General features: G+C 73.3%; 10 protein-coding genes. 1 reads left to right on the top strand and 9 read right to left on the bottom strand.

Features of this window, described 5'->3' with window-relative positions:
- The 4 genes from POF43_RS20615 to POF43_RS20630 form a co-directional block, all read right to left on the bottom strand.
- Positions 1 to 1,125, bottom strand: a 1,125-nt coding sequence (locus POF43_RS20615; protein ID WP_282704696.1) for a protein kinase, incomplete at its 3' end; no start/stop codon positions are given.
- Positions 1,126 to 1,543: 418 nt separating this feature from the next.
- Positions 1,544 to 3,352: a serine/threonine-protein kinase gene (locus tag POF43_RS20620; protein ID WP_271325212.1), complete on the bottom strand. Its 1,809-nt coding sequence runs from the start codon at positions 3,350 to 3,352 to the stop codon at positions 1,544 to 1,546.
- 384 nt (positions 3,353 to 3,736) lie between these two features.
- Positions 3,737 to 5,908, bottom strand: a complete 2,172-nt coding sequence (locus tag POF43_RS20625) for a serine/threonine-protein kinase (RefSeq protein WP_282704692.1) — start codon at positions 5,906 to 5,908, stop codon at positions 3,737 to 3,739.
- A 74-nt stretch (positions 5,909 to 5,982) separates the two neighbouring features.
- Entirely contained in the window at positions 5,983 to 7,689 is a 1,707-nt protein-coding gene (locus POF43_RS20630) for a glycerol-3-phosphate dehydrogenase/oxidase (protein WP_271318092.1), read from the bottom strand.
- 476 nt (positions 7,690 to 8,165) lie between these two features.
- On the opposite strand from POF43_RS20630, the gene POF43_RS20635 reads away from it, so the two are divergent.
- Positions 8,166 to 9,425, top strand: a complete 1,260-nt coding sequence (locus POF43_RS20635; RefSeq protein ID WP_271317750.1) for a nucleotide sugar dehydrogenase — start codon at positions 8,166 to 8,168, stop codon at positions 9,423 to 9,425.
- Between the two features lie 553 nt (positions 9,426 to 9,978).
- On the opposite strand, the gene POF43_RS20640 is transcribed toward POF43_RS20635, so the two are convergent.
- The 5 genes from POF43_RS20640 to POF43_RS20660 form a co-directional block, all read right to left on the bottom strand.
- Entirely contained in the window at positions 9,979 to 13,206 is a 3,228-nt protein-coding gene (locus tag POF43_RS20640) for a DUF6049 family protein (RefSeq protein ID WP_282704693.1), read from the bottom strand.
- Positions 13,207 to 13,346: 140 nt separating this feature from the next.
- Positions 13,347 to 14,639: a rod shape-determining protein gene (locus POF43_RS20645; protein WP_271314594.1), complete on the bottom strand. Its 1,293-nt coding sequence runs from the start codon at positions 14,637 to 14,639 to the stop codon at positions 13,347 to 13,349.
- A gap of 592 nt (positions 14,640 to 15,231) precedes the next feature.
- On the bottom strand, positions 15,232 to 16,356 hold the full coding sequence (locus POF43_RS20650) for a GuaB3 family IMP dehydrogenase-related protein (protein ID WP_271314595.1): 1,125 nt from the start codon (positions 16,354 to 16,356) through the stop codon (positions 15,232 to 15,234).
- A 97-nt stretch (positions 16,357 to 16,453) separates the two neighbouring features.
- Positions 16,454 to 17,968, bottom strand: a complete 1,515-nt coding sequence (gene guaB / locus POF43_RS20655) for an IMP dehydrogenase (protein WP_271314596.1) — start codon at positions 17,966 to 17,968, stop codon at positions 16,454 to 16,456.
- A gap of 362 nt (positions 17,969 to 18,330) precedes the next feature.
- Positions 18,331 to 18,975: a sigma-70 family RNA polymerase sigma factor gene (locus tag POF43_RS20660; protein WP_271314597.1), complete on the bottom strand. Its 645-nt coding sequence runs from the start codon at positions 18,973 to 18,975 to the stop codon at positions 18,331 to 18,333.
- Between the last annotated feature and the right edge of the window lie 383 nt (positions 18,976 to 19,358).

Consider the following 19,358-nt stretch of genomic DNA (forward strand, 5'->3'; position numbering starts at 1 on the left):
GACGAGTTCGCCCTTGCGGCGCACGATCGGCAGCCGCTTGGGGTCGTCGGTGGGCAGCGACACCGCACCGCCCAGGTCGGGTTCGGGTGCGGAGCGCACCAACGACCGCAGCCAGCCGTTGAGTTCCTCGACGCCGGGGCGTTCGGCCGGGTCGGCGCGCAGCAGCGACTCCACGACGGGCCGCAGCGGGCCGCACTCCTCGGCCGGCGCGGCCGGTTCGCAGCAGACCAGGTGGGCGAGTTCGGCGGCGTTGTCCTCGGGGAAGGCGGCGTGGCCCTGGACGCTGCGGAACAGCAGCGCGCCCAGTGCCCACAGGTCGGCCTCCGGGCCGATCGGCGGCGCGAGCTGCCAGTTGCCGCGCACGGGGGTGGCGGCCTGCTCGGGCGCCCAGCGTTCGGTGACCGGGCCGACCACCGACAGCCGGGCCGTGCGGGCGCGTTCACCGGCCAGTGCGGAGTCCGGGCCGCCGGCCCAGCCGCCGGCCGGGGCCTCGTCGGTGCCGCCGGCGCCGGTCAGCACCTCCAGCGGGACCGGGTCGTAGCCGCACAGCGCCTCCTGCGCGGCGCCGAACGCGAGTCCGTCGAGCATGGCGCGGCCGTCGTCGCAGACCAGCACGGTGCTCGCGGTGATGTTGCGGTGCGTCCAGCCGTGGGCGTGCAGGGCGCGCAGTCCGGCGAGCAGGTCGGCGGCGATCTCGGCGGCCCGGTAGGCGGTCAGCGGGGCGAAGCCGGTCATCGCGGCCACCGGCCGTGCGCCGGGCACGAGTTCGGAGACCACCCACAGGCTGCCGTCCTCGACCAGCACGTCGAAGACCTGGACCAGCCGCGGGTGGTCGGGGAGCGCGGCGGCGGCGCGGGCCGCGCGCAGCGCGCGTTCGGCGGCGTCGTCCGCGTGGGCCGGGGCGCGGCCGTACCCGTCGTACCCGTCGGGGTCGCCGTCGGGGTAGCCGTCCGGGTCGCCGTCGAACTCGGCGGGCACGACCTCGGGCAACAGCAGCTGGCGGACCAGGACTTCCTGACCGCTGTAGGTGTCGAAGGCGGGGGTCTCGACGAGTTCGAACTCGTCGGCGGGTGATCGCGGCAGCCGGTAGCGTCCGGCCAGTACCCGCCCGGCGTACTCGTCCACGGTTCCTCCCATGGGCGCGGTCGTCAGACCGTGGTCATCCCGCGGTCAAGCTCGGTCGGTCGCAGTCGGCTGCGGACAGGCCGCGTCCTTTTACGATACGTGCTGAACGTATTTACGATACGTGCTGTTGACCCGCGACAAGGCCGCTTTACCGCCAACGGACGTGAATCAGACGCACGTTCGATGACGTACCGGGCCGCCGGGAACCGCCGTCCGCCCGCACGTCCCGGGTCCGCCGGGCGCCGGCCCGGGCCCGGCGCCGCAAGTCACCCGGGTGGCGGGGCCGCGCCCGGGGCCCGGCCGCGAGCGGTGGGCCGGGCGGGCGCCGGCCGCGCTCACGGCGTCGGTCGTCGGCCATGGTCACGGCGTCGGTCGTCGGCCGTGCTCACCCCGCCGGGCGCCGACCGTGGTCACGCCGTCAGTCGTCGGCCTTGAACGTGGCGAAGAACGTGTGCTCCAGCAGCTGGCAGGCCGATCCGTTCCACTGGGCGGCCGGGCAGCTGAGCATGATGGCGTAGCCGGACTTGTGGTCGGCGAACCCGCGGTTGATGACGTGGACCTGCTCACCGTGGTCGCTGCGGGTGAACTGCCAGTCGGCGGCGGTCACGAACGGCGGGAAGGAGACCGGGTGGATGCCCAGGTTGTGGTAGTCGCTGCTGGTCCGGGCGACCGCGGGCTCCTCGGCACGCCAGAGGGCGGCCGCGTCCTTGCCGGGGGTGGGGCTGTAGTCGACCAGGACCTGCGGGTAGCTCGACGACGACGTGCCGAAGTACGCACCGGAATCCTGGCCGGATATCGCCGTCTGGTGCCAGCCGGCGGGCATCGCCATGGAGAAGTGGAACTTCGCGTCGTGGTGCGTGACGTACCCGGCCGGCACCGCGCCCGAGCCCGGCGCCGGCGCCTTCGCCGAACCGGAGGCCGCCGCGGACGCCGGCCCGGACGCGGACGGCTTCGAGGCGGATGTGCTGGGCGAGGCCGCGCCGGACGCCCGTCCGGTCGTACCGCCGTCGGGCGAACCACCGTGCGGGGAGGCGGACCCGGCGACCGCCGGTGCGGAGGCGTCCGCCTTGCCCTTGCCCTTGCCCCCGCCGCCGCCCGAGGTCAGCACGGCGACGAGCACCGCGACGACGACCACGACGACCACGGCCGCCGCCGCGAGCGCCAGCTTGCGCCGCGAGTTGCCGCCGGCCCGGATCACCCCGGAGGAGGCCATCAAGGTGGCCGCGTTGCCCGGCCCACCGCGCGAACCGCCGGACAGCGGCACGCCGCCGGCGTTCACCGCGCCGGCCGGGCGGGCGGCGGCGCCACCGCTGTCGGCCGGCGGCAGGTCGGTCGGCCGCGGCTGCGGGTCGGCCGGTATGACCATGGCCCGGGTCTGCTCGACCTCCGGTACGTCCGCGGCGTGCAGGGCGCGCGTCAGCAGGTCGCGCACCCCGGCGTCGTCCAGCCGCTCGGCCGGGTCCTTGATCAGCAGTCCGTTGATCGCCTCGGCCAGCGGCCCGGTCACCCCGGGCGGGTCGAACGGCTCGGTCATCACCGCGGTCAGCGTGGCGATCGCCGACCCCTTGTCGTACGGCGGGCGGCCGGTGACCGTCGCGTACAGCAGCACGCCGAGCGACCACAGGTCGGCGGGCGGGCCGGGGCGCTGGCCGCGGGCGCGTTCGGGCGAGATGTAGGAGGGGGCGCCGACCAGCATGCCGGTGGAGGTGACCGACGGGTCGCCCTCGACCTGGGCGATGCCGAAGTCGGTGAGCACCACGCGGCCGTCGGCGGCGATGAGCACGTTGGACGGCTTCACGTCGCGGTGCAGGATGCCCTCGCGGTGCGCGGCGCGCAGCACGTCGATGATGGCCAGGCCCACCTCGGCGGCGCGCCGGGGCGGCAGCGGTCCGTCGGCGCGGATGGCGTCGGACAGCGAGCGGCCCTCGACCAGTTCCATCACGATCCAGGGCCGGTCGTCCTCCTCGACCACGTCGAAGACGGTGACGGCGCCGCTGGTGCGGATGCGGGCGGTCGCCTTGGCCTCGCGCAGGGTGCGGGTCACCAGGCGGCGCTTCTCGTCGTCGTCGACGTCGCCGGGGAAGCGCAGCTCCTTGACGGCGACGGTGCGTCCCAGGGTCTCGTCGACCGCCCGCCACACCGTGCCCATGCCGCCCTTGCCGAGCACTTCGCCGAGGCGGTACCGGTCGGCGAGGAGATGGCCGGTGCTGACTTGCTCCTGGGTCATCGGTGTCCTTCTCGAACTGCTCGATCTCTTCGGACTACGGGAATTCTTCGCACTGCTCGCAACCTTCGAACTGCGCCGCCCGCGCGCCGCGGCCCCGCCGCGGTCCGTCCGCCGCGAGCCGCCGGGCGGACCGGTGCGCCGGAACGCGGTACGGCCGGCCGCGGTACGGCCTGACGGGGCGTGGCCTGAGGCGGTGTGACCTGGTGGTACGACTGCTGCGGTGTGGCGTGCCGCGGCCTGGCCCGAGGTGGTGCGGCCTGCCGTGGTGCGGCGGACCGGCGTTGCGCGGCACGGTGGGTGACGCGCCGTCCGGCACGACCGCGACACGCCCGTACCGGTGTCATTGTCCCCCGAACCGGTACGTCCGCCACGCCCGCCCCCGGGTCAGCCGGCCGGCCGGAAGGTGCGGGTGGCGACCGTGAACACCGGCAGCTCCTGATTCCACTGCTCATCGGGCGCGGACAGGTACAACGCGTACCCGGTGCCGCCCGGTTTGCCGAACCCCAGATCGATGGCGTGATACTTACGGACCGCGCCGTTCCACGTCCACTCCCAGATCGCGCCCTTTTCCGTGCTGTCGCCGACCGTCACGGGCGTGGCGTTCATCCGCAGCTGGTGGTACTGGGGTTCCTGGGGCTCGATGACCTTCTCCAGGTCGATCCAGTGCTGGAGCGCCGGCCCGGCGTAGTCCAGGATGCTGATCTTCAGACCGGACCTGCCGTCCGGGGAGATGTAGTCGGTCTCGTCCGGCGGCTTGGCCTCGCGCTTCCAGTCGGCCGGCACCGCCATGGTGAACCCGGCCGGGTCGTGGACCATGCGGTACCCCGGCGGCGCGGTCGGCGGCGGCGCGGGCGTCGTGCTGCGGCTCGGCTCCGGTGACGGCGAACCACCACCGCCGCCGCCCAGCCTCTGCCACGGCAACGCCCCCTGCTGCGCCAGCAGTACGCCTCCGCCGGTGACCACCGCGACGACGATCACGATGGCCACCGCCCACGGTGCCCGGCTCCCCCGCCGCCCCCGCCCGCGCCCACGCTGCCGCGGCGCGCTGTAGGGGGGCGTGCGGCCGGAGTCGGCCCGGGAAGCGTCGGCGGCGGGGGCGTCGGGGGTTTCGGGGGCGTCGGCGGAGTGCGGGGCGTCGGCTGAGTGCGGGGCGTCGGCTGAGTGCCTGGTGTGGCCGGCGTGGCCGACGTGGCCGGCGTGCGGGTGGCCGGCGGGGTGGACGGTGGTGCCGGTCTGCGGGTCGCCGGGGTCCGCGGACGCGTGCGCGGCGTGCGCGTCCTGCGCGTCGGGGCCGGTGGACTGCCGGGGGAAGCTGGTCGTGGGGCCTTCGAGGAGGGCGTCGTCCCGGACCGCCCAGGAGGGCGCGGACCTGCGGGGGGCGGGTGCGGCGGGGTCGCCGGAGCCGGAGCCCGTGCCGGTGCCGGGGGTGCCGGAGGGGGAGCCGGTGCCGGGGGTGCCGGAGGCTGAGCCGGGGGCGCCGTAGCCGGAAGCGGAGCCCGTACCGGTGCCGGAGCCCGTGCCGGGGGTGCCGTAGCCGGAGCCCGTGCCGTTTGCGCCGCCGGGGCCGGGTGTGCCGTTCGTCTCACCGTCGGCCGCGGGGACGTTCGTCACACCGGTGGTCGGCGCGGCGTTCATCGCACCGGCGGTCGGCGGCCCGTTCACCGCACCGGCGGAACCGGCGTGGGGCCCTGCGGGATCGCGGGTCAGGACCGTCTCGACGGAGGAGACCAGCAGCCGTTCGACCTGCTCGCCGGTCATGCGCTGCTCGGGCTCCTTGGCCAGCAGCGATTCGATGAGCGGCACCAGCGGTCCGGCGTTGCGCATCGGCACGAGCGGTTCGGAGGCGATCGCGTACGCCGTCTCGATCGGCGTGTCGCGGTGGAACGGCGCGACGCCCTCCACCGCCTGATACAGCGTCGCGCCCAGCGCCCACAGGTCGGAGGCCGGGCCGGGGGTGCCGCCGGTGATCCGTTCCGGCGCCAGGTAGTCGAACGATCCGATGAGCTCACCGGTGCGGGTCAGCGTCGAGGTGCCGCTGGCGGAGGCGATGCCGAAGTCGGTCAGCACCACCCGGCCGCCCGGCCAGCCGTCGTCGCCGTGCGGCGCGTCCGTCCCGAGCAGCACGTTGGCCGGCTTGACGTCCCGGTGCAGGACGCCCGCCCGGTGCGCCGCGCGCAGCGCCGCCACCATGCCCCGGCCGATCCGGGCCGCCTCCTTGGGGCTGATCGGCCCCTCGTTCTTCAGAACGTCGGACAACGTGCGCGAACGGACGTACTCCATCACCACGCAGGGCAGGCCGTCGTCCTCGACGACGTCGTGCACCACGACGACGTTCGGATGGGTGATCCGTGCGGCGCTGCGGGCCTCGCGCCGGGTGCGTTCGTACAGCCGTTCGCGCTCGTCGTCCTGAAGCTCCGGGGGCACCCGGAGCTTCTTGACGGCGACCTGACGTCCCAGCAACTCGTCCTCGGCACGCCAGACGGTGCCCATGCCGCCCCGGCCTATGGGCTCGGCCAGCCGATACCGCCCGGCCACCAGCCGCCCCTGGTCGGACACCCTGCGCCCCTCTCGCTCCCCCGGCACGCCCGATGAACGTATGGACGTTCAGAAGTCGCTCGGCCGTTCCGCTTTCAGAGGGGAACGATATCCGGCGCCCCCAGCCTGGCCGCGTCCGCGGTCAGATCATCGGGCTGCAACTGCGATTCGCGCTCCGCCTCCACCCGTTTCTGGTAGTGCTCGACCTCCCGTTCGATCTGTTCCTTGTCCCATCCGAGCACGGGTGCCATCAGTTCCGCCATCTCCCCGGCACTGCGACTTCCGCGATCGAACGTTTCGATGGAGATCCGGGTACGCCGGGTCATCACGTCGTCCAGGTGCCGGGCGCCCTCGTGCGAGGCGGCGTAGACCACCTCGGCGCGCAGGTAGTCGTCGGCGGCGGCCAGCGGCTTGCCGAGCGAGGGGTCCGCCTCGATCAGGTCCAGTACCTCCTGGGTCAGCGACCCGTACCGGTTCAGCAGGTGCTCGACCCGGGCCACGTGCAGTCCGGTGCGCGCTGCCAACCGCGCGCGGGCGTTCCACAGCGCGTGGTAGCCCTCGGCGCCGGCCAGCGCGATCTCCTCCGTGCAGCAGTCGGCGACCCGCCGGTCCAGCCCGTGCACCGCCGCGTCCACCGCGTCCTTGGCCATCACGCGGTACGTCGTGTACTTGCCGCCCGCCACGACCACCAGCCCCGGCGCCGCGTGCGCCACGGTGTGCTCGCGCGACAGCATGCTCGTCGCCTCCGACTCCCCGGCCAGCAACGGCCGCAGGCCCGCGTAGACGCCCTGCACGTCGTCCCTGGTCAACGGCACCGCCAGCACCGAGTTGACATGTTCCAGCACGTAGTCGATGTCGGCGCTGGAGGCCGCCGGGTGCGCCTTGTCCAGGTCCCAGTCGGTGTCCGTCGTGCCGACGATCCAGTGCCGGCCCCACGGGATGACGAACAGCACGCTCTTCTCGGTCCGCAGGATCAGGCCGGTCGAGGAGTGGATGCGGTCCTTCGGCACGACCAGGTGCACGCCCTTGGACGCCCTGACGTGGAACTGGCCGCGCTCCCCGACCATGGCCTGCGTCTCGTCGGTCCACACCCCGGTCGCGTTGACGACCTGGCGGGCCCGGATCAGGTACTCCTCGCCCTGCTCGCCGTCCTGCACCCGGGCGCCGACGACGCGCTCGCCCTCGCGGAGGAACCCCACCACCCTGGCCCGGTTCGCCGCCAGCGCGCCGTACTCGCTCGCGGTGCGCACCAAGGTGGCCACGTAGCGCGCGTCGTCCATCTGGGCGTCGTAGTACTGCAACGCTCCGACCAGCGCGTCCTTCTTCAGACAGGGTGCGATCCGGAGCGCGTGCCGCCGGCTGAGGTGCCGGTGGTGCGGCAGGCCCCGGCTGTTGCCCGACGACATGCTCATGGCGTCGTACATCGCCACGCCCGCCCCGGCGTAGACCCGCTCCCACCCCCGGTGCTGCAACGGGTACAGGAACGGCACCGGCTTGACCAGGTGCGGCGCGAGCCGCTGTATCAGCAGCCCCCGCTCCTTGAGCGCCTCGCGCACCAGCGCGAAGTCCAGCATCTCCAGATAGCGCAGCCCGCCGTGGATCAGCTTGCTGGAGCGGCTCGACGTGCCCGACGCCCAGTCGCGCGCCTCCACGATCCCGGTGAGCAACCCGCGGGTCGCCGCGTCCAGCGCGGTGCCGGCGCCCACCACACCGCCGCCCACCACCAGGACGTCCAGTTCCTGCTCCGCCATCCGGGCCAGCGCGTGCGCGCGCTCCTTCGGCCCAAGCTGTGCCGTTTTCACGTGTGCCTCCCGATCCGGCCCGGTCGCGCAGCCCGTCAGTTCGATGGTGACCGGCTGACGGGACTCGCGCCACACGAGGCGTCCTACGGCCTCAATACTGAATGTCAGTCATATTTCCGCTTAGCCTGAAAAAGATCCATCCGGCCAATTACTTGCCGTCATCGGTCGCCCTTACCCGTCCCCGCGCCCTTTTCCTCTCCCACCGCTGCCCGCCCTCGCCTGTCCCGCGCCCGTCCCGCACCGCTCAACCCGCTGCCCGCCCGGCCACCCGCCGCGAACCGGCCGAATCCCTGTGATCATCACCACGCCCGGCGGCCCCGCCCGCCGCCGGTCCGGCCGGCCTCTGCCACCGCCGGCGACCACTCCGGGCCGACGGATCTTCTTTTAATCGCCTTTTTGATCGCCCTTTTGATCACAGCTGACCATTCCTGATCACCGACGACCCCGTTGCGACACCGGGGAGGGAACTGAACTCCATGCCCGCAGATCTCGCCGTCATCGGACTCCGCCACTTCGGCCTGCCCCTCGCCCACGCCGCCACCGCCGCCGGGATCGGCGTGATCGGCTACGAAACCGACCCCGCCGTCGTCGACGGGCTGAACCACGGCCGCGCCCCCGCCGACGGCCTCACCGCCGCCGAAGTGCGCCGCATGCTGTCCGCCGGCTTCCGGGCCACCGGCGACCCCGCGGTCCTGGGCCGGGCCCGCACCGCGGTGATCTGCGCGCCGACCGCGCTGGGTGAGGACCGCACGCTCGACCTGACGGCCATCGCCGAGGCGGCCCGCACCCTCGCCGCGCACCTCCGTCCGCACACCACGGTCGTCCTCGAATCAACGGCTTACCCAGGAACCACGGAGGAATACCTGCGCCCCATCCTGGAAAGCGGTTCCGGCCTGCGCGCCGGACGTGACTTCCATCTCGCCTACTCCCCGAACCGGGTCGACCCCGGCAACCACCGGCACGGCATCGCCAACACCCCCAAGGTCATCGGCGGCCTCACCCCGGCGTGCACCGAGGCCGCCGCCGCCTTCTACGGCCGCCTCGCCGAACGCGTCGTCCGCGCCCGCGGCCCCCGCGAGGCCGAAGCGGTCAAACTGCTGGAGACCAACTTCCGCCACGTCAACATCGCCCTGGTCAACGAGATGGCCGTCTTCTGCCACGACGCCGGCATCGACCTGTGGGACGTGATCCGCTGCGCCGAGACCAAGCCGTTCGGCTTCCAGCCGTTCCGCCCCGGCCCCGGCGTCGGCGGCCACGACGTCGCCCTCGACCCGAACTACCTCTCCTGCACCTCCCGCACTCTCGGTTACCCCTTGCGCATGGTCGAGCTGGCCCAGGAGGTCAACGCCCGCATGCCCCGCTACGTGGTGCAGCGCTGCGCGACCCTGCTGAACGAGCACGGCAAGTCCGTCCGCGGCGCCCGGGTCCTGCTGCTCGGGGTCACCTACAAGGCCGACCTCAACGACCAGCAGGGCTCCCCCGCCCGGGAGATCGGCTCCCGCCTGATGGAACTCGGCGCGAGCCTGGGCTACCACGACCCCTACGTCCCCGAATGGCGCCTGCACGACCGCCCCATCCCCCGCGCCGACTCCCTCTGGGAAGCCGCCGGCCACGCCGACCTCACCGTCCTCCTCCAGCACCACCACACGTACGACCTCCAGGGGCTGGCCGTGAAGGCGCAACTCCTGCTGGACACCAGAGGAGCGACTCCGGCGGGGGCCGCTGCGCGGCTTTAGGGCGTGTTGGGCGGTGCGGTGCGGTGCGGTGGATGACGGTGGGATCCGGTTGCCGGTGAGGTGGCCGACCGGGCGGTGCGGTGGACGGCGGTGGGATCGGGTTGCCGGCGAGGTGGACCCCCTCAGGGTGCGGTGGGCTGCCGGTGCGGGGGACGGCGGTGGATCCGGTTGCCGGTGAGGTGGCCTCCTTCGGGGTGCGGTGGATGACGGTGCGGTGGGCTGCCGGTGCGGTGGCCGACCCGGCGGTGCGATGGATGACGGTGCGATGAATCTGCGGCCAAGCGGCCTCCACGGGCGTTGAGACGGATGACGGTGAGACGGGCTGCCGGTGCGGCCGACCGGGCGGCGAGGCGGCCTCCCCGGGAGGTGTCTCACGGTGACGGCGCTGACCGGACGTTGACGTGGTCGACCGGACGGTGTCGTGGTCGGGCGGTGTCTGGCCGACCGGGGGCGTGGCAGGCGGACGGTGTCGTGGTTGGCCAAGCGTCGCCCCGGTCCACCGGACATCGTCGTGGCCGACCGGGAGCCGGTGTCCCGGGGAGCGCACGCCCAGCTACCCCCGGCCCCCTGCCGATGCCGCCGGAGGCCTGCCGTCGCGGCGGCGGACGCGGCGGGCCTGGACGGCTCCGGCGAGCAGGACGAGGAAGGCGCCACTGGCGATGACGCCGACGACCAACGGGGACAGCCGGCTGACCTGCACGCGAAAGGTCACCGGGCGCCCCCAGGGGCGGTGGTTGGACGTGGTGTAGAGCTGGGCGGTCATCTCGACCGGCCCGTTGGCGTACGCGCGGACCTTGACCTGCTCGGTGTGGTTGGAGGCCGGCGGCGCCTCCACGAGCGTGGCCGGGTGCGCGAGGGTCACCCGGTTGGGAGCCGAGGAGACGACCTTGAGCTCCAGCCCGCCGAGCGGCTGCTGCAACCCGTTCGACACGGTGATGGGGACGCTCGCGGCGTCACCCGCCAGCGTGACCGTGCCGTGCTTGGGATACAGATGGACGGAAGCGATTGAATTGTCGACATAAGCACGAACACCCCCTGTATAGGACCTCTGGTCGTCGGCGTCACCGCCCACCGCCGCCACCCGCCACCCGGTGGAGACCGCACGAAGCATCGCCCGGTGCACCGCGTCCGTGGTCCGTCCCGGGTCGGACAGCACCCTGCTGAGGGTGCCCAGGTCCGGCTGGATCGCGGCTACCGCGGACAAATCGTCCGCCGAGAGCTCCCCGGCCCGCAACCCCTGTGGATAACTCCTGGTTCGCCCCTCTTTTCCCCCGGTCGATCCTCGCCCCCCGCCCGACACCGCTTCGGGACCGGGACGCTCCGCACGGATGGGCTGCTCTCGGATGCGCTCTTCACGGATGCGCTGCTCACGGAGGCTCTCGACGGCGGCGCCCTCGTCGGTGACGCCCTCGTCAGCGACGCGCTCCCCTGCGACACGGGACCGCCCCGCGGCACGACCCTCCCCCGCAGCACGGACCTCCCCGTTCTTGAAGGCCCCCCCGCCCGAGAAAGCCCCCCTTGCCGAGAAGGCGCCCGTGCGGGCCGCGCCGGTGAGAAAGCCTCCCGGGTGCTCCTCGCCGGTGCGTTCGGCGCCGGTGTCCCCCTCGGTCGGGCCGGCGCCCGTTCCGCGGTGACCGGCCTCCGCTCCGTTCGGGCCGGGCCGGTCCGGGCCGGCCGGGCTCCGCGCTCCCGCCACCGCGGCCACCGTCAGGTCGCCCGACGTCCCCGAGCCGAGGTCGTCCAGGCCGACCAGCCGCACCCAGCCGGCGTCGCGGGCCGACTCCAGGACGGAGGAGAGGACCCGGGCCATCGATCCGGTCATCTGGCGCGGCGGTACGACAAGCAGCCCGCCCCCGCCCGCAGCGCCACCGTCCGTCAGCGCCAAGTCATTCGCGACGGCACCGAAATCCGGGTCACCGAAATCCGTGTCCCCGGAATCGGAGTTCCCGGAATCGGAGTTCCCGGAATCCGTGACACCGCTCCCCTCACCGGCGGCGCCCCAATCACCGGCGGCGCCCGAACCGTCCGCACCACCGGTCCACGCCGCGCCGCTCCCCGACGTTCCCGAGCCGTTCCCCACCGACAGGCGGGCCTTCAGCAGGGCCGCCATCAGACTTTGCCGGGCGGAGAGGAGATCGGAGGCGTCGTCGGACGGGCCGGAGAGGGCGGTGGTGGCGGCGGGGTCGCCCACCAGCGCCGAGGCGCCGCCGCCGAGCGAGACGCGCGACAGCGAGCTGCCGGTGCTCAGACCGCGCCCCGATGCGATGAACACACTGGATCCCATCGACGCGGCGACCCCCGTGATGCCCGCGTCCAGCGCGCCCCCGTACGGCCACACGACGTCGTCCCGCACCCGGCCGCCCAGTGCCGCGGCGGTCGCCGCCCCGCCCCAGCGCACCGACTGGCGCAGGACGGAGGCCAGCGCGCCGTTGAGTGCGCCGGCGCCCGGTCCCGACGCCGCCGAGCCCTCAGCGCCCCCGGCACGCCCACCGCGCCCCACCCCTCCACGAGCCCGGTCCGCATCCGTCAGCCCCGCCCGCTCCACCGGCCCCGCAGCCCTCGCCGGCTCCGCCGATCCCGCAGACCGCGCCGCGCCCGAAGACCTCTCCGGCCCGCCGGCCCTCGTCGATCCCGCTGACCCCGCCGCGCCCCTGGACCCCGTTTCGCCCCTGGAACCCGCCGCGCTCGCTGACCCCGCCCTCACGGACGCCACAGCCCCCGTCCCGCCGCCGCCCCCACCCCGTCCGCTCCGCGTCGCCGCCTCGGCCGTCCAGGTTGCGCTCGTCGTTCCGCTCCGCGCGCCGCTGTGGGCCAGGGCGGCCACGTCGGGGTCGGCGTAGGGGAGCGCGACGACATCCTGGTCCTTGACGGCGGTGCGCAGGGCGCCGAGCCAGCTGGTGGCCGCGGCCCGGCCCGCGCCGGGGCGGCTGAGCTGGGGGTCGCCGGCGTCGCGGACACCGGCCACCCGGTAGCCGCCCGCCATGCTCCGCGCCTCGTCCAGCAGGGCCGGGTCGACGGTCCAGGTCACCGGCAGGCCGTCCGCCGCGTCGACGAGTTCGCGCAGCCTGCCCGCGGTGCCGAACGAACCGGCCAGCGCGTCGTCCCGGAAGACGGGCTGCGCGGAGTCGCCCCAGCCGAGCGAGACCGCCTCGGCGTGCGGTTCGTCGGTGACCGGCCAGAGCACGGCGACGTCGAGCGGGTCACCGTCGACGCCGTCCGGCGCCCACGGGAACCGCGTCGATCCGAGTCCGGAGAGCACGTCGTCAGCGGTCGTCAGAGCGACACCGAACGAGTGAATGCCGGCGTTCCCCAGCCGGAGGTCGCCGGCCGGGACATGCAGGGTGAAGGACCGCTTCTCCCCCGGGCCCAGCGGATCGAGGTCCTGATCGTCGAAGGCCGCGCGGGCCACGCCGTCCACCCGGACGCCCAGCCGCGCGCCCGTGATCCGCTGGGGCGTGGTGTTGACCAGTTGTCCGCGGACCGTCAGCGTGTCGTCGCCCTTGGGCCATAGGGGTGACAACGCCTCCAGCGTGACGCGTACGGGGTACGCGTCGGCGTCCGACGTACCCGAGTCCGTCGTACGGCCCGAAGCCGGCGTGCCGGACGACCGGGCGGACGGCGGGGCAGACGTACTCATACCGGCCGACGTACTCGTACCGGCCGACGTAATACCCGACGACGCGGTGCCCGCCACGTTCCGCGCCCTGGCGTCGTCCCTCGCGTCGTCCCTGGCGTCGGCCGGTACGGCGGCCGCGGCCAGCAGCCCCAGCAGCAGTGTCACCGCCGCCCACCGGTACGACCGCGGCCCGGCCGTCGGTGACGCGTACCGCGGGGAACGCCGCCCGTTCCACCGACGGGTACCCGACCGTGCGGCGCCGCCGCGTTCCCGGCGCATGGGTCAACGCTCCCCGGGGCGCCGCGTCATACCTTGAACGCCAGGTACGAGTGCGGGGTGGCGTCCAGCACCGTGCGCAGCGCCTCGTAGTGCTCGACGCACTTGCCGGTGCCGAGGGCGACGCAGTCCAGTGGCGCGTCGGCGACGATCACCGGGATCTCGAAGGCGCCGCCGATCCGCAGGTCGAGGCCGGGGAGCAGCGCTCCGCCGCCGGTGAGGACGATGCCGCGTTCCATGACGTCGCCGGCGGCCTCGGGCGGGCAGGCGTCGAGGGTCAGCCGGACGGCGCTGATGATCGCTTCCAGGGGGTCGTCGATGGCCCGCCTGACCTCCGAGGCGTCGAGTTCCAGCGTCTTGGGCAGTCCGCTGGCCTGGTCACGGCCCCGGATGCGGCACCGGGGGCCGCTGTCGCCGGTCGGCCCGACGCGGGTGACCAGGCCGACGCCGGCGACCCGATCGCGTTTGCCGGACGGGGACCGGCGCCGTTCGACCGCGGTATCACCGCCGGATTCGGGGCCTCCGTCACCGGCGACGGGCGCGGGACCGGGGTGCGGGGCGTCGTCCGGTGGGGTGCCGTCGCCGGTGGCCTGCTCGGGGCAGTCGCGTTCGAACTCACGGTCCAGGGCGCTGAGCCGGTCGGTCCAGTACCCGGGGGGCGCGGCGGAACCGATGGCGAGTTTGATCTGCTCGGCCGTCTGCTCGCCGATGACCAGTGCGTGTTCGCGGCGGACGTGCTGCGCGATCGCCGCGTCGATGGCGTCGCCGCCGACACGTGCCGATCGTGACGTGACCGTGCCGCCCAGCGAGAGCACCGCCACCTCGGTGGTGCCGCCGCCGATGTCCACCACCATGGAGCCGGTCGGTTCACTGACCGGCAGGCCGGCGCCGATCGCGGCCGCCATCGGTTCCTGGATCAGGTGGACCTCGCGGGCGCCCGCCGTGGTGGCCGCCTCGATGACCGCGCGGCGTTCGACCGACGTGATACTCGACGGTACGCAGATCACCATCCTGGGGCGGGAGGCACGGCGGCCGCCGACCGCCACCTTGCGCAGGAAGTGGGCGATCATGCGTTCGGCCAGCTCGTAGTCGGCGATGACCCCGTCCCGCATCGGGCGCAGTGCCACGACGTGGGACGGGGTCCGGCCCATCGTCGACTTGGCCTCCGTGCCGACGCTGATGACCTCACGGCTCACGGCGTTGACCGCCACCACTGACGGCTCGTTGAGCACGACGCCCTCACCGCGCGCGTACACCAAGGTGTTGGCGGTGCCGAGGTCCATGCCCAGATCACGTCCGGCGAATGACTTCCTGTGCCCCATACATCCCGATTATTGGGTCGGCACGCTCAGGGTGCCCGTCGAGCGGCAAATGGCCGAACCGTGGTCCGCCGACCCGGACGGCGGCCACCGGATCACGGTCCACCACCTGCTGAGGCACTGTCAGCATCCGGCAGCGGCCACGAGACGGAGGCGGGGCTGGGCAGGGGGCAGCGCCGTGGGACTCCATCCGGGGGGCGAGAGGCTGGAGGCGCGATCGACGCGAGGTCCCGTCCGCGGCCGCAGGCGGGCGCTGGAGCCCCCGGGACGGCGGCACGGCCGAGAGGGGGCTTGCCGGCTCCGCAGGCGTCGAGCGGCCCCCAGGAGCCCGGGAACGGCCGCTGAGCGGCCCCGGCCCACCTGCCCCGGGTCTTCGGCCCCGGCTTCAGGGCGGCAGTCCGGCCGCGGCAGTCCGGCCGCGGCAGTCCGGCCGCGGCTGGGCCAGCGACATCGGCTACGGCAGCGGGTTCGGCTACAGCACCGGGACCGGTACGGCTACGGCTAACGGCTACGGCGAACGCGCGGCCGAGGGACGAACGGCAACGGTCCCGGGTTCGCGGGGAACCCGGGACCGTGTGTGCCGTGCGGCGGGACGTCAGTGGTGGACGGCCGTCGGGGCGACGGTGACCTCGACTCGCTGGAACTCCTTGAGGTCGGAGTAGCCCGTGGTGGCCATCGCGCGGCGCAGCGCGCCGAAGAAGTTCATCGAGCCGTCGGGGGCGTGGGAGGGGCCGAGCAGGATCTCCTCGGTGGTGCCGGCCGCGCCGAGGTTCATCCGCTTGCCGCGCGGCAGCTCCTCGTGGACCGCCTCCATGCCCCAGTGGAACCCGCGGCCGGGCGCGTCGGTGGCGCGGGCCAGCGGCGAGCCCATCATCACGGCGTCGGCACCGCAGGCGATGGCCTTGGGCAGGTCGCCGCTGGAGCCGAAGCCGCCGTCCGCGATGACGTGGACGTACCGGCCGCCGGACTCGTCCATGTAGTCGCGGCGGGCGGCCGCCACGTCGGCGACGGCGGTGGCCATCGGGACCTGGATGCCGAGCACGTTGCGCGTGGTGTGCGCGGCGCCGCCGCCGAAGCCGACCAGGACGCCGGCCGCGCCGGTGCGCATCAGGTGCAGGGCGGCGGTGTGCGTGGCGCAGCCGCCGACGATGACGGGCACGTCGAGTTCGTAGATGAACTGCTTGAGGTTCAGCGGCTCGTGCGAGCCGGAGACGTGCTCGGCGGAGACGGTGGTGCCGCGGATGACGAACAGGTCGACACCGGCGTCCACCACGGCCTTGGAGAACTGCGCGGTGCGCTGCGGGGAGAGCGCCGCGGCGGTGACCACTCCCGCGTCGCGCACCTCCTTGATGCGCTGGCCGATGAGTTCCTCACGGATGGGGGCGGCGTAGATCTCCTGGAGGCGCGCGGTCGCGGCGACGTCGTCCAGTTCGGCGATCTCGGCCAGCAGCGGCTCGGGGTCGTCGTAACGGGTCCACAGGCCTTCGAGGTTGAGCACGCCCAGCCCGCCGAAGCGGCCGATGCGGATCGCGGTCTCGGGCGAGACGACGGAGTCCATCGGCGCGGCGAGGAAGGGCAGTTCGAATCGGTAGGCGTCGATCTGCCAGGCGATCGAGACCTCCTTGGGGTCACGGGTGCGCCGGCTCGGGACGACGGCGATGTCGTCGAACGCGTACGCCCTGCGGCCCCGCTTGCCCCGCCCGATCTCGATCTCAGTCACTGTTCGCCTTTCTTGGTGGCCTGCCGCCCAGTATCCCAGGGCGACACGCGGAGGGGTACGCGGCGGTGCGCACCCCTCCCGCGGCCGGCCGGCCCGCTCAGCGCCCGTGGTAGTTGGGCGCCTCGGTGGTCATCTGGACGTCGTGCGGGTGGCTCTCCTTCAGGCCCGCCGAGGTGATGCGGACGAAGCGGCCCTTCTCCTTCAGCTCCGGCACCGTCGCCGAGCCGACGTAGCCCATGGAGGACCGCAGGCCGCCGATGAGCTGGTGGGCGACGGCCGACAGCGGGCCGCGGAACGGGATCTGGCCCTCGATGCCCTCGGGGACCAGCTTGTCCTCGGAGAGCACGTCGTCCTGGAAGTAGCGGTCCTTGGAGTACGACCGGCCCTGGCCGCGGCTCTGCATGGCGGCGAGCGAACCCATGCCGCGGTACGACTTGAACTGCTTGCCGTTGATGAACAGCAGCTCGCCGGGCGACTCCTCGCAGCCGGCCAGCAGGCTGCCGAGCATGACGGCGTCGGCGCCGGCCGCGATGGCCTTGGCGATGTCGCCGGAGTACTGCAGGCCGCCGTCACCGATCAGCGGTACACCGGCCGGGCCGGCCGCGAGCGACGCCTCGTAGATCGCGGTGACCTGCGGGGCGCCGACGCCGGCGACCACGCGGGTGGTGCAGATGGAACCGGGGCCGATGCCGACCTTGATGCCGTCGGCGCCGGCGTCGATCAGCGCCTGGGCGCCGTCACGGGTGGCGATGTTGCCGGCCACGACGTCGACCTTCAGGTTGGCCTTGACCTTGGAGACCATGTCGAGGATGCCGCGGCTGTGGCCGTGCGAGCTGTCGATGACCAGGAAGTCCACGCCGGTCTCCACCAGCGCCTGGGCGCGTACGAACGCCTCGTCGCCGACGCCGACCGCGGCGCCGACCAGCAGGCGGCCCTCGGCGTCCTTGGCGGCGTGCGGGTACTTCTCGGCCTTGACGAAGTCCTTGACGGTGATGAGGCCCTTGAGGCGGCCCTCGCCGTCCACCAGCGGCAGCTTCTCGATCTTGTGCCGGCGCAGCAGTGCCATCGCGTCGTCACCGGAGATGCCGACCGTGCCGGTGATCAGCGGCATGGGGGTCATGACCTCGCGCACCTGGCGGCTGCGGTCCGCCTCGAAGGCCATGTCACGGTTGGTGACGATGCCCAGCAGCTTGCCGGCCGGGTCCGTCACCGGCACGCCGCTGATGCGGAACTTGGCGCACAGCGCGTCCGCCTCGGCGAGCGTGGCGTCCGGGTGCACGGTGATCGGGTCGGTCACCATGCCGGACTCGGAGCGCTTGACCAGGTCCACCTGGTTGACCTGGTCCTCGATGGACAGGTTGCGGTGCAGTACGCCGACGCCGCCCTGCCGGGCCATGGCGATGGCCATGCGGGCCTCGGTGACCTTGTCCATGGCGGCGGAGACCAGGGGGATGTTGACCTTGATGTTGCGGCTGATGCGGGAGGCGGTGTCCACCTGGTTCGGCAGCACGTCCGAGGGGCCCGGCAGCAGCAGGACGTCGTCGTAGGTGAGCCCCAGGAAGCCGAACTTCTCCGCGATCCTCTCGGCCACTCCGTCGGCGTTTGCGGTCATGACATCTTCCCCAATGCTCTTGCCCGGCGTGGCATCCAATGCTACTGGGCCACTCGGACCAACCCTTCGCACCGTCCGCGTGGTCCGGACGTCCGGACGGCACCACCACCTTGCCCACCACGGGCGTTGATGCGGCACCTCGAACAGACGTGACACACACCACCCCAGGGGGAATCACGCCGTACGGGCTGCGGCGTGCGGTGCGGCAGCCACGTTTACGTGACGTGTACGTGCGGCGCCGGCTGTCTTCGTGACGTAGTCCGTGCGGCGCCAACGCGATCGTGACGTACACATGCGGCCGCCGGCGTCATCGTGACGTCCGGATGCCCGCCGCAGCGCAGGAGGCCAGCGGCGGGCTCGCGTCAGGCGGACAGGCCCCGCGCGCCGTCCGCGCGCATGACCTCGGCCTGTTCGGCCAGGGCCCGCAGCCGGCTCAGCGCGCGGTGCTGGGCGACCCGGACGGCGCCGGGTGACATGCCGAGCATCTGGCCGGTCTCCTCGGCGGTGAGGCCGACGGCGACGCGCAGCAGTACGAGTTCGCGCTGGTTGGCCGGGAGGTTGGCCAGCAGGGCCTTGGCCCATTCGGCGTCACTGCTGAGCAGGGCGTGCTCTTCGGGGCCGAGTGAGTCGTCCGGCTTCTCCGGCAGGTCCTCGGACGGCACGGCGGTCGAGCCGGGGCCGCGCATGGCGGAACGCTGGAGGTCGGCCACCTTGTGCGAGGCGATGGCGAAGACGAAGGCCTCGAACGGCCGCCCCTGGTCGCGGTAGCGCGGCAGGGCGCACAGCACGGCGAGGCAGACCTCCTGCGCGAGGTCGTCCACGAAGTGCCGTGCGTCACCGGGCAGCCGCGACAGCCGGGTGCGGCAGTAGCGCAGGGCCAGCGGATGGACGTGCGCCAGCAGATCGTGGGTGGCCCGTTCGTCCCCCTGGGCGGCTCGACGCACCAGGGCGCGGATGGTTCCCGCACCTCCGGCCGCGGCGGACCCCGGCGTCTCGTCGTCGCGCATCGGTCCATGGTGCCCCGTGCCCTCGGAATCCGTCGCACCGCGTCCCGAGTTGTGCACCGAAGCGTTATGGGGTGGAGCGTCGGCCGCCGTCATCTCTGTCCCCCGAAACTTCTCCGTCCCGGTCACTCGCACGGCGTTCGCCGTGGCCGACCCGGCCGCCACCGCCTCTGACGCGGACGCCGCACGGCGCAGCTCTCGTCGTTCCCCGAGGAAGTCCATACCTCAAGCATGCGTCCTCGCGCGGGCATCCGGAACTTCAAGGAGCCGTCCACTCTGCCGCCGTTCCCGTTCGCCACCCGTCCGGCAGGAAGCGCCGAAGACGCAACGGCGACGGGAAGCACATTGAAACGGCAGGTCCGGACCGCTTTCGGCACTGTACGCGT

It is taken from the genome of Streptantibioticus silvisoli (assembly GCF_027947535.2).
Taxonomy (GTDB): domain Bacteria; phylum Actinomycetota; class Actinomycetes; order Streptomycetales; family Streptomycetaceae; genus Streptantibioticus_C; species Streptantibioticus_C silvisoli.

Coding starts and splice junctions, on each gene's coding strand:
- POF43_RS20620 (WP_271325212.1), bottom strand. CDS start 3,352: ATGACCCAGGAGCAAGTCAGCACCGGCCATCTCCTCGCCGACCGGTAC.
- POF43_RS20645 (WP_271314594.1), bottom strand. CDS start 14,639: ATGGGGCACAGGAAGTCATTCGCCGGACGTGATCTGGGCATGGACCTC.
- POF43_RS20635 (WP_271317750.1), top strand. CDS start 8,166: ATGCCCGCAGATCTCGCCGTCATCGGACTCCGCCACTTCGGCCTGCCC.
- guaB (WP_271314596.1), bottom strand. CDS start 17,968: ATGACCGCAAACGCCGACGGAGTGGCCGAGAGGATCGCGGAGAAGTTC.
- POF43_RS20660 (WP_271314597.1), bottom strand. CDS start 18,975: ATGCGCGACGACGAGACGCCGGGGTCCGCCGCGGCCGGAGGTGCGGGA.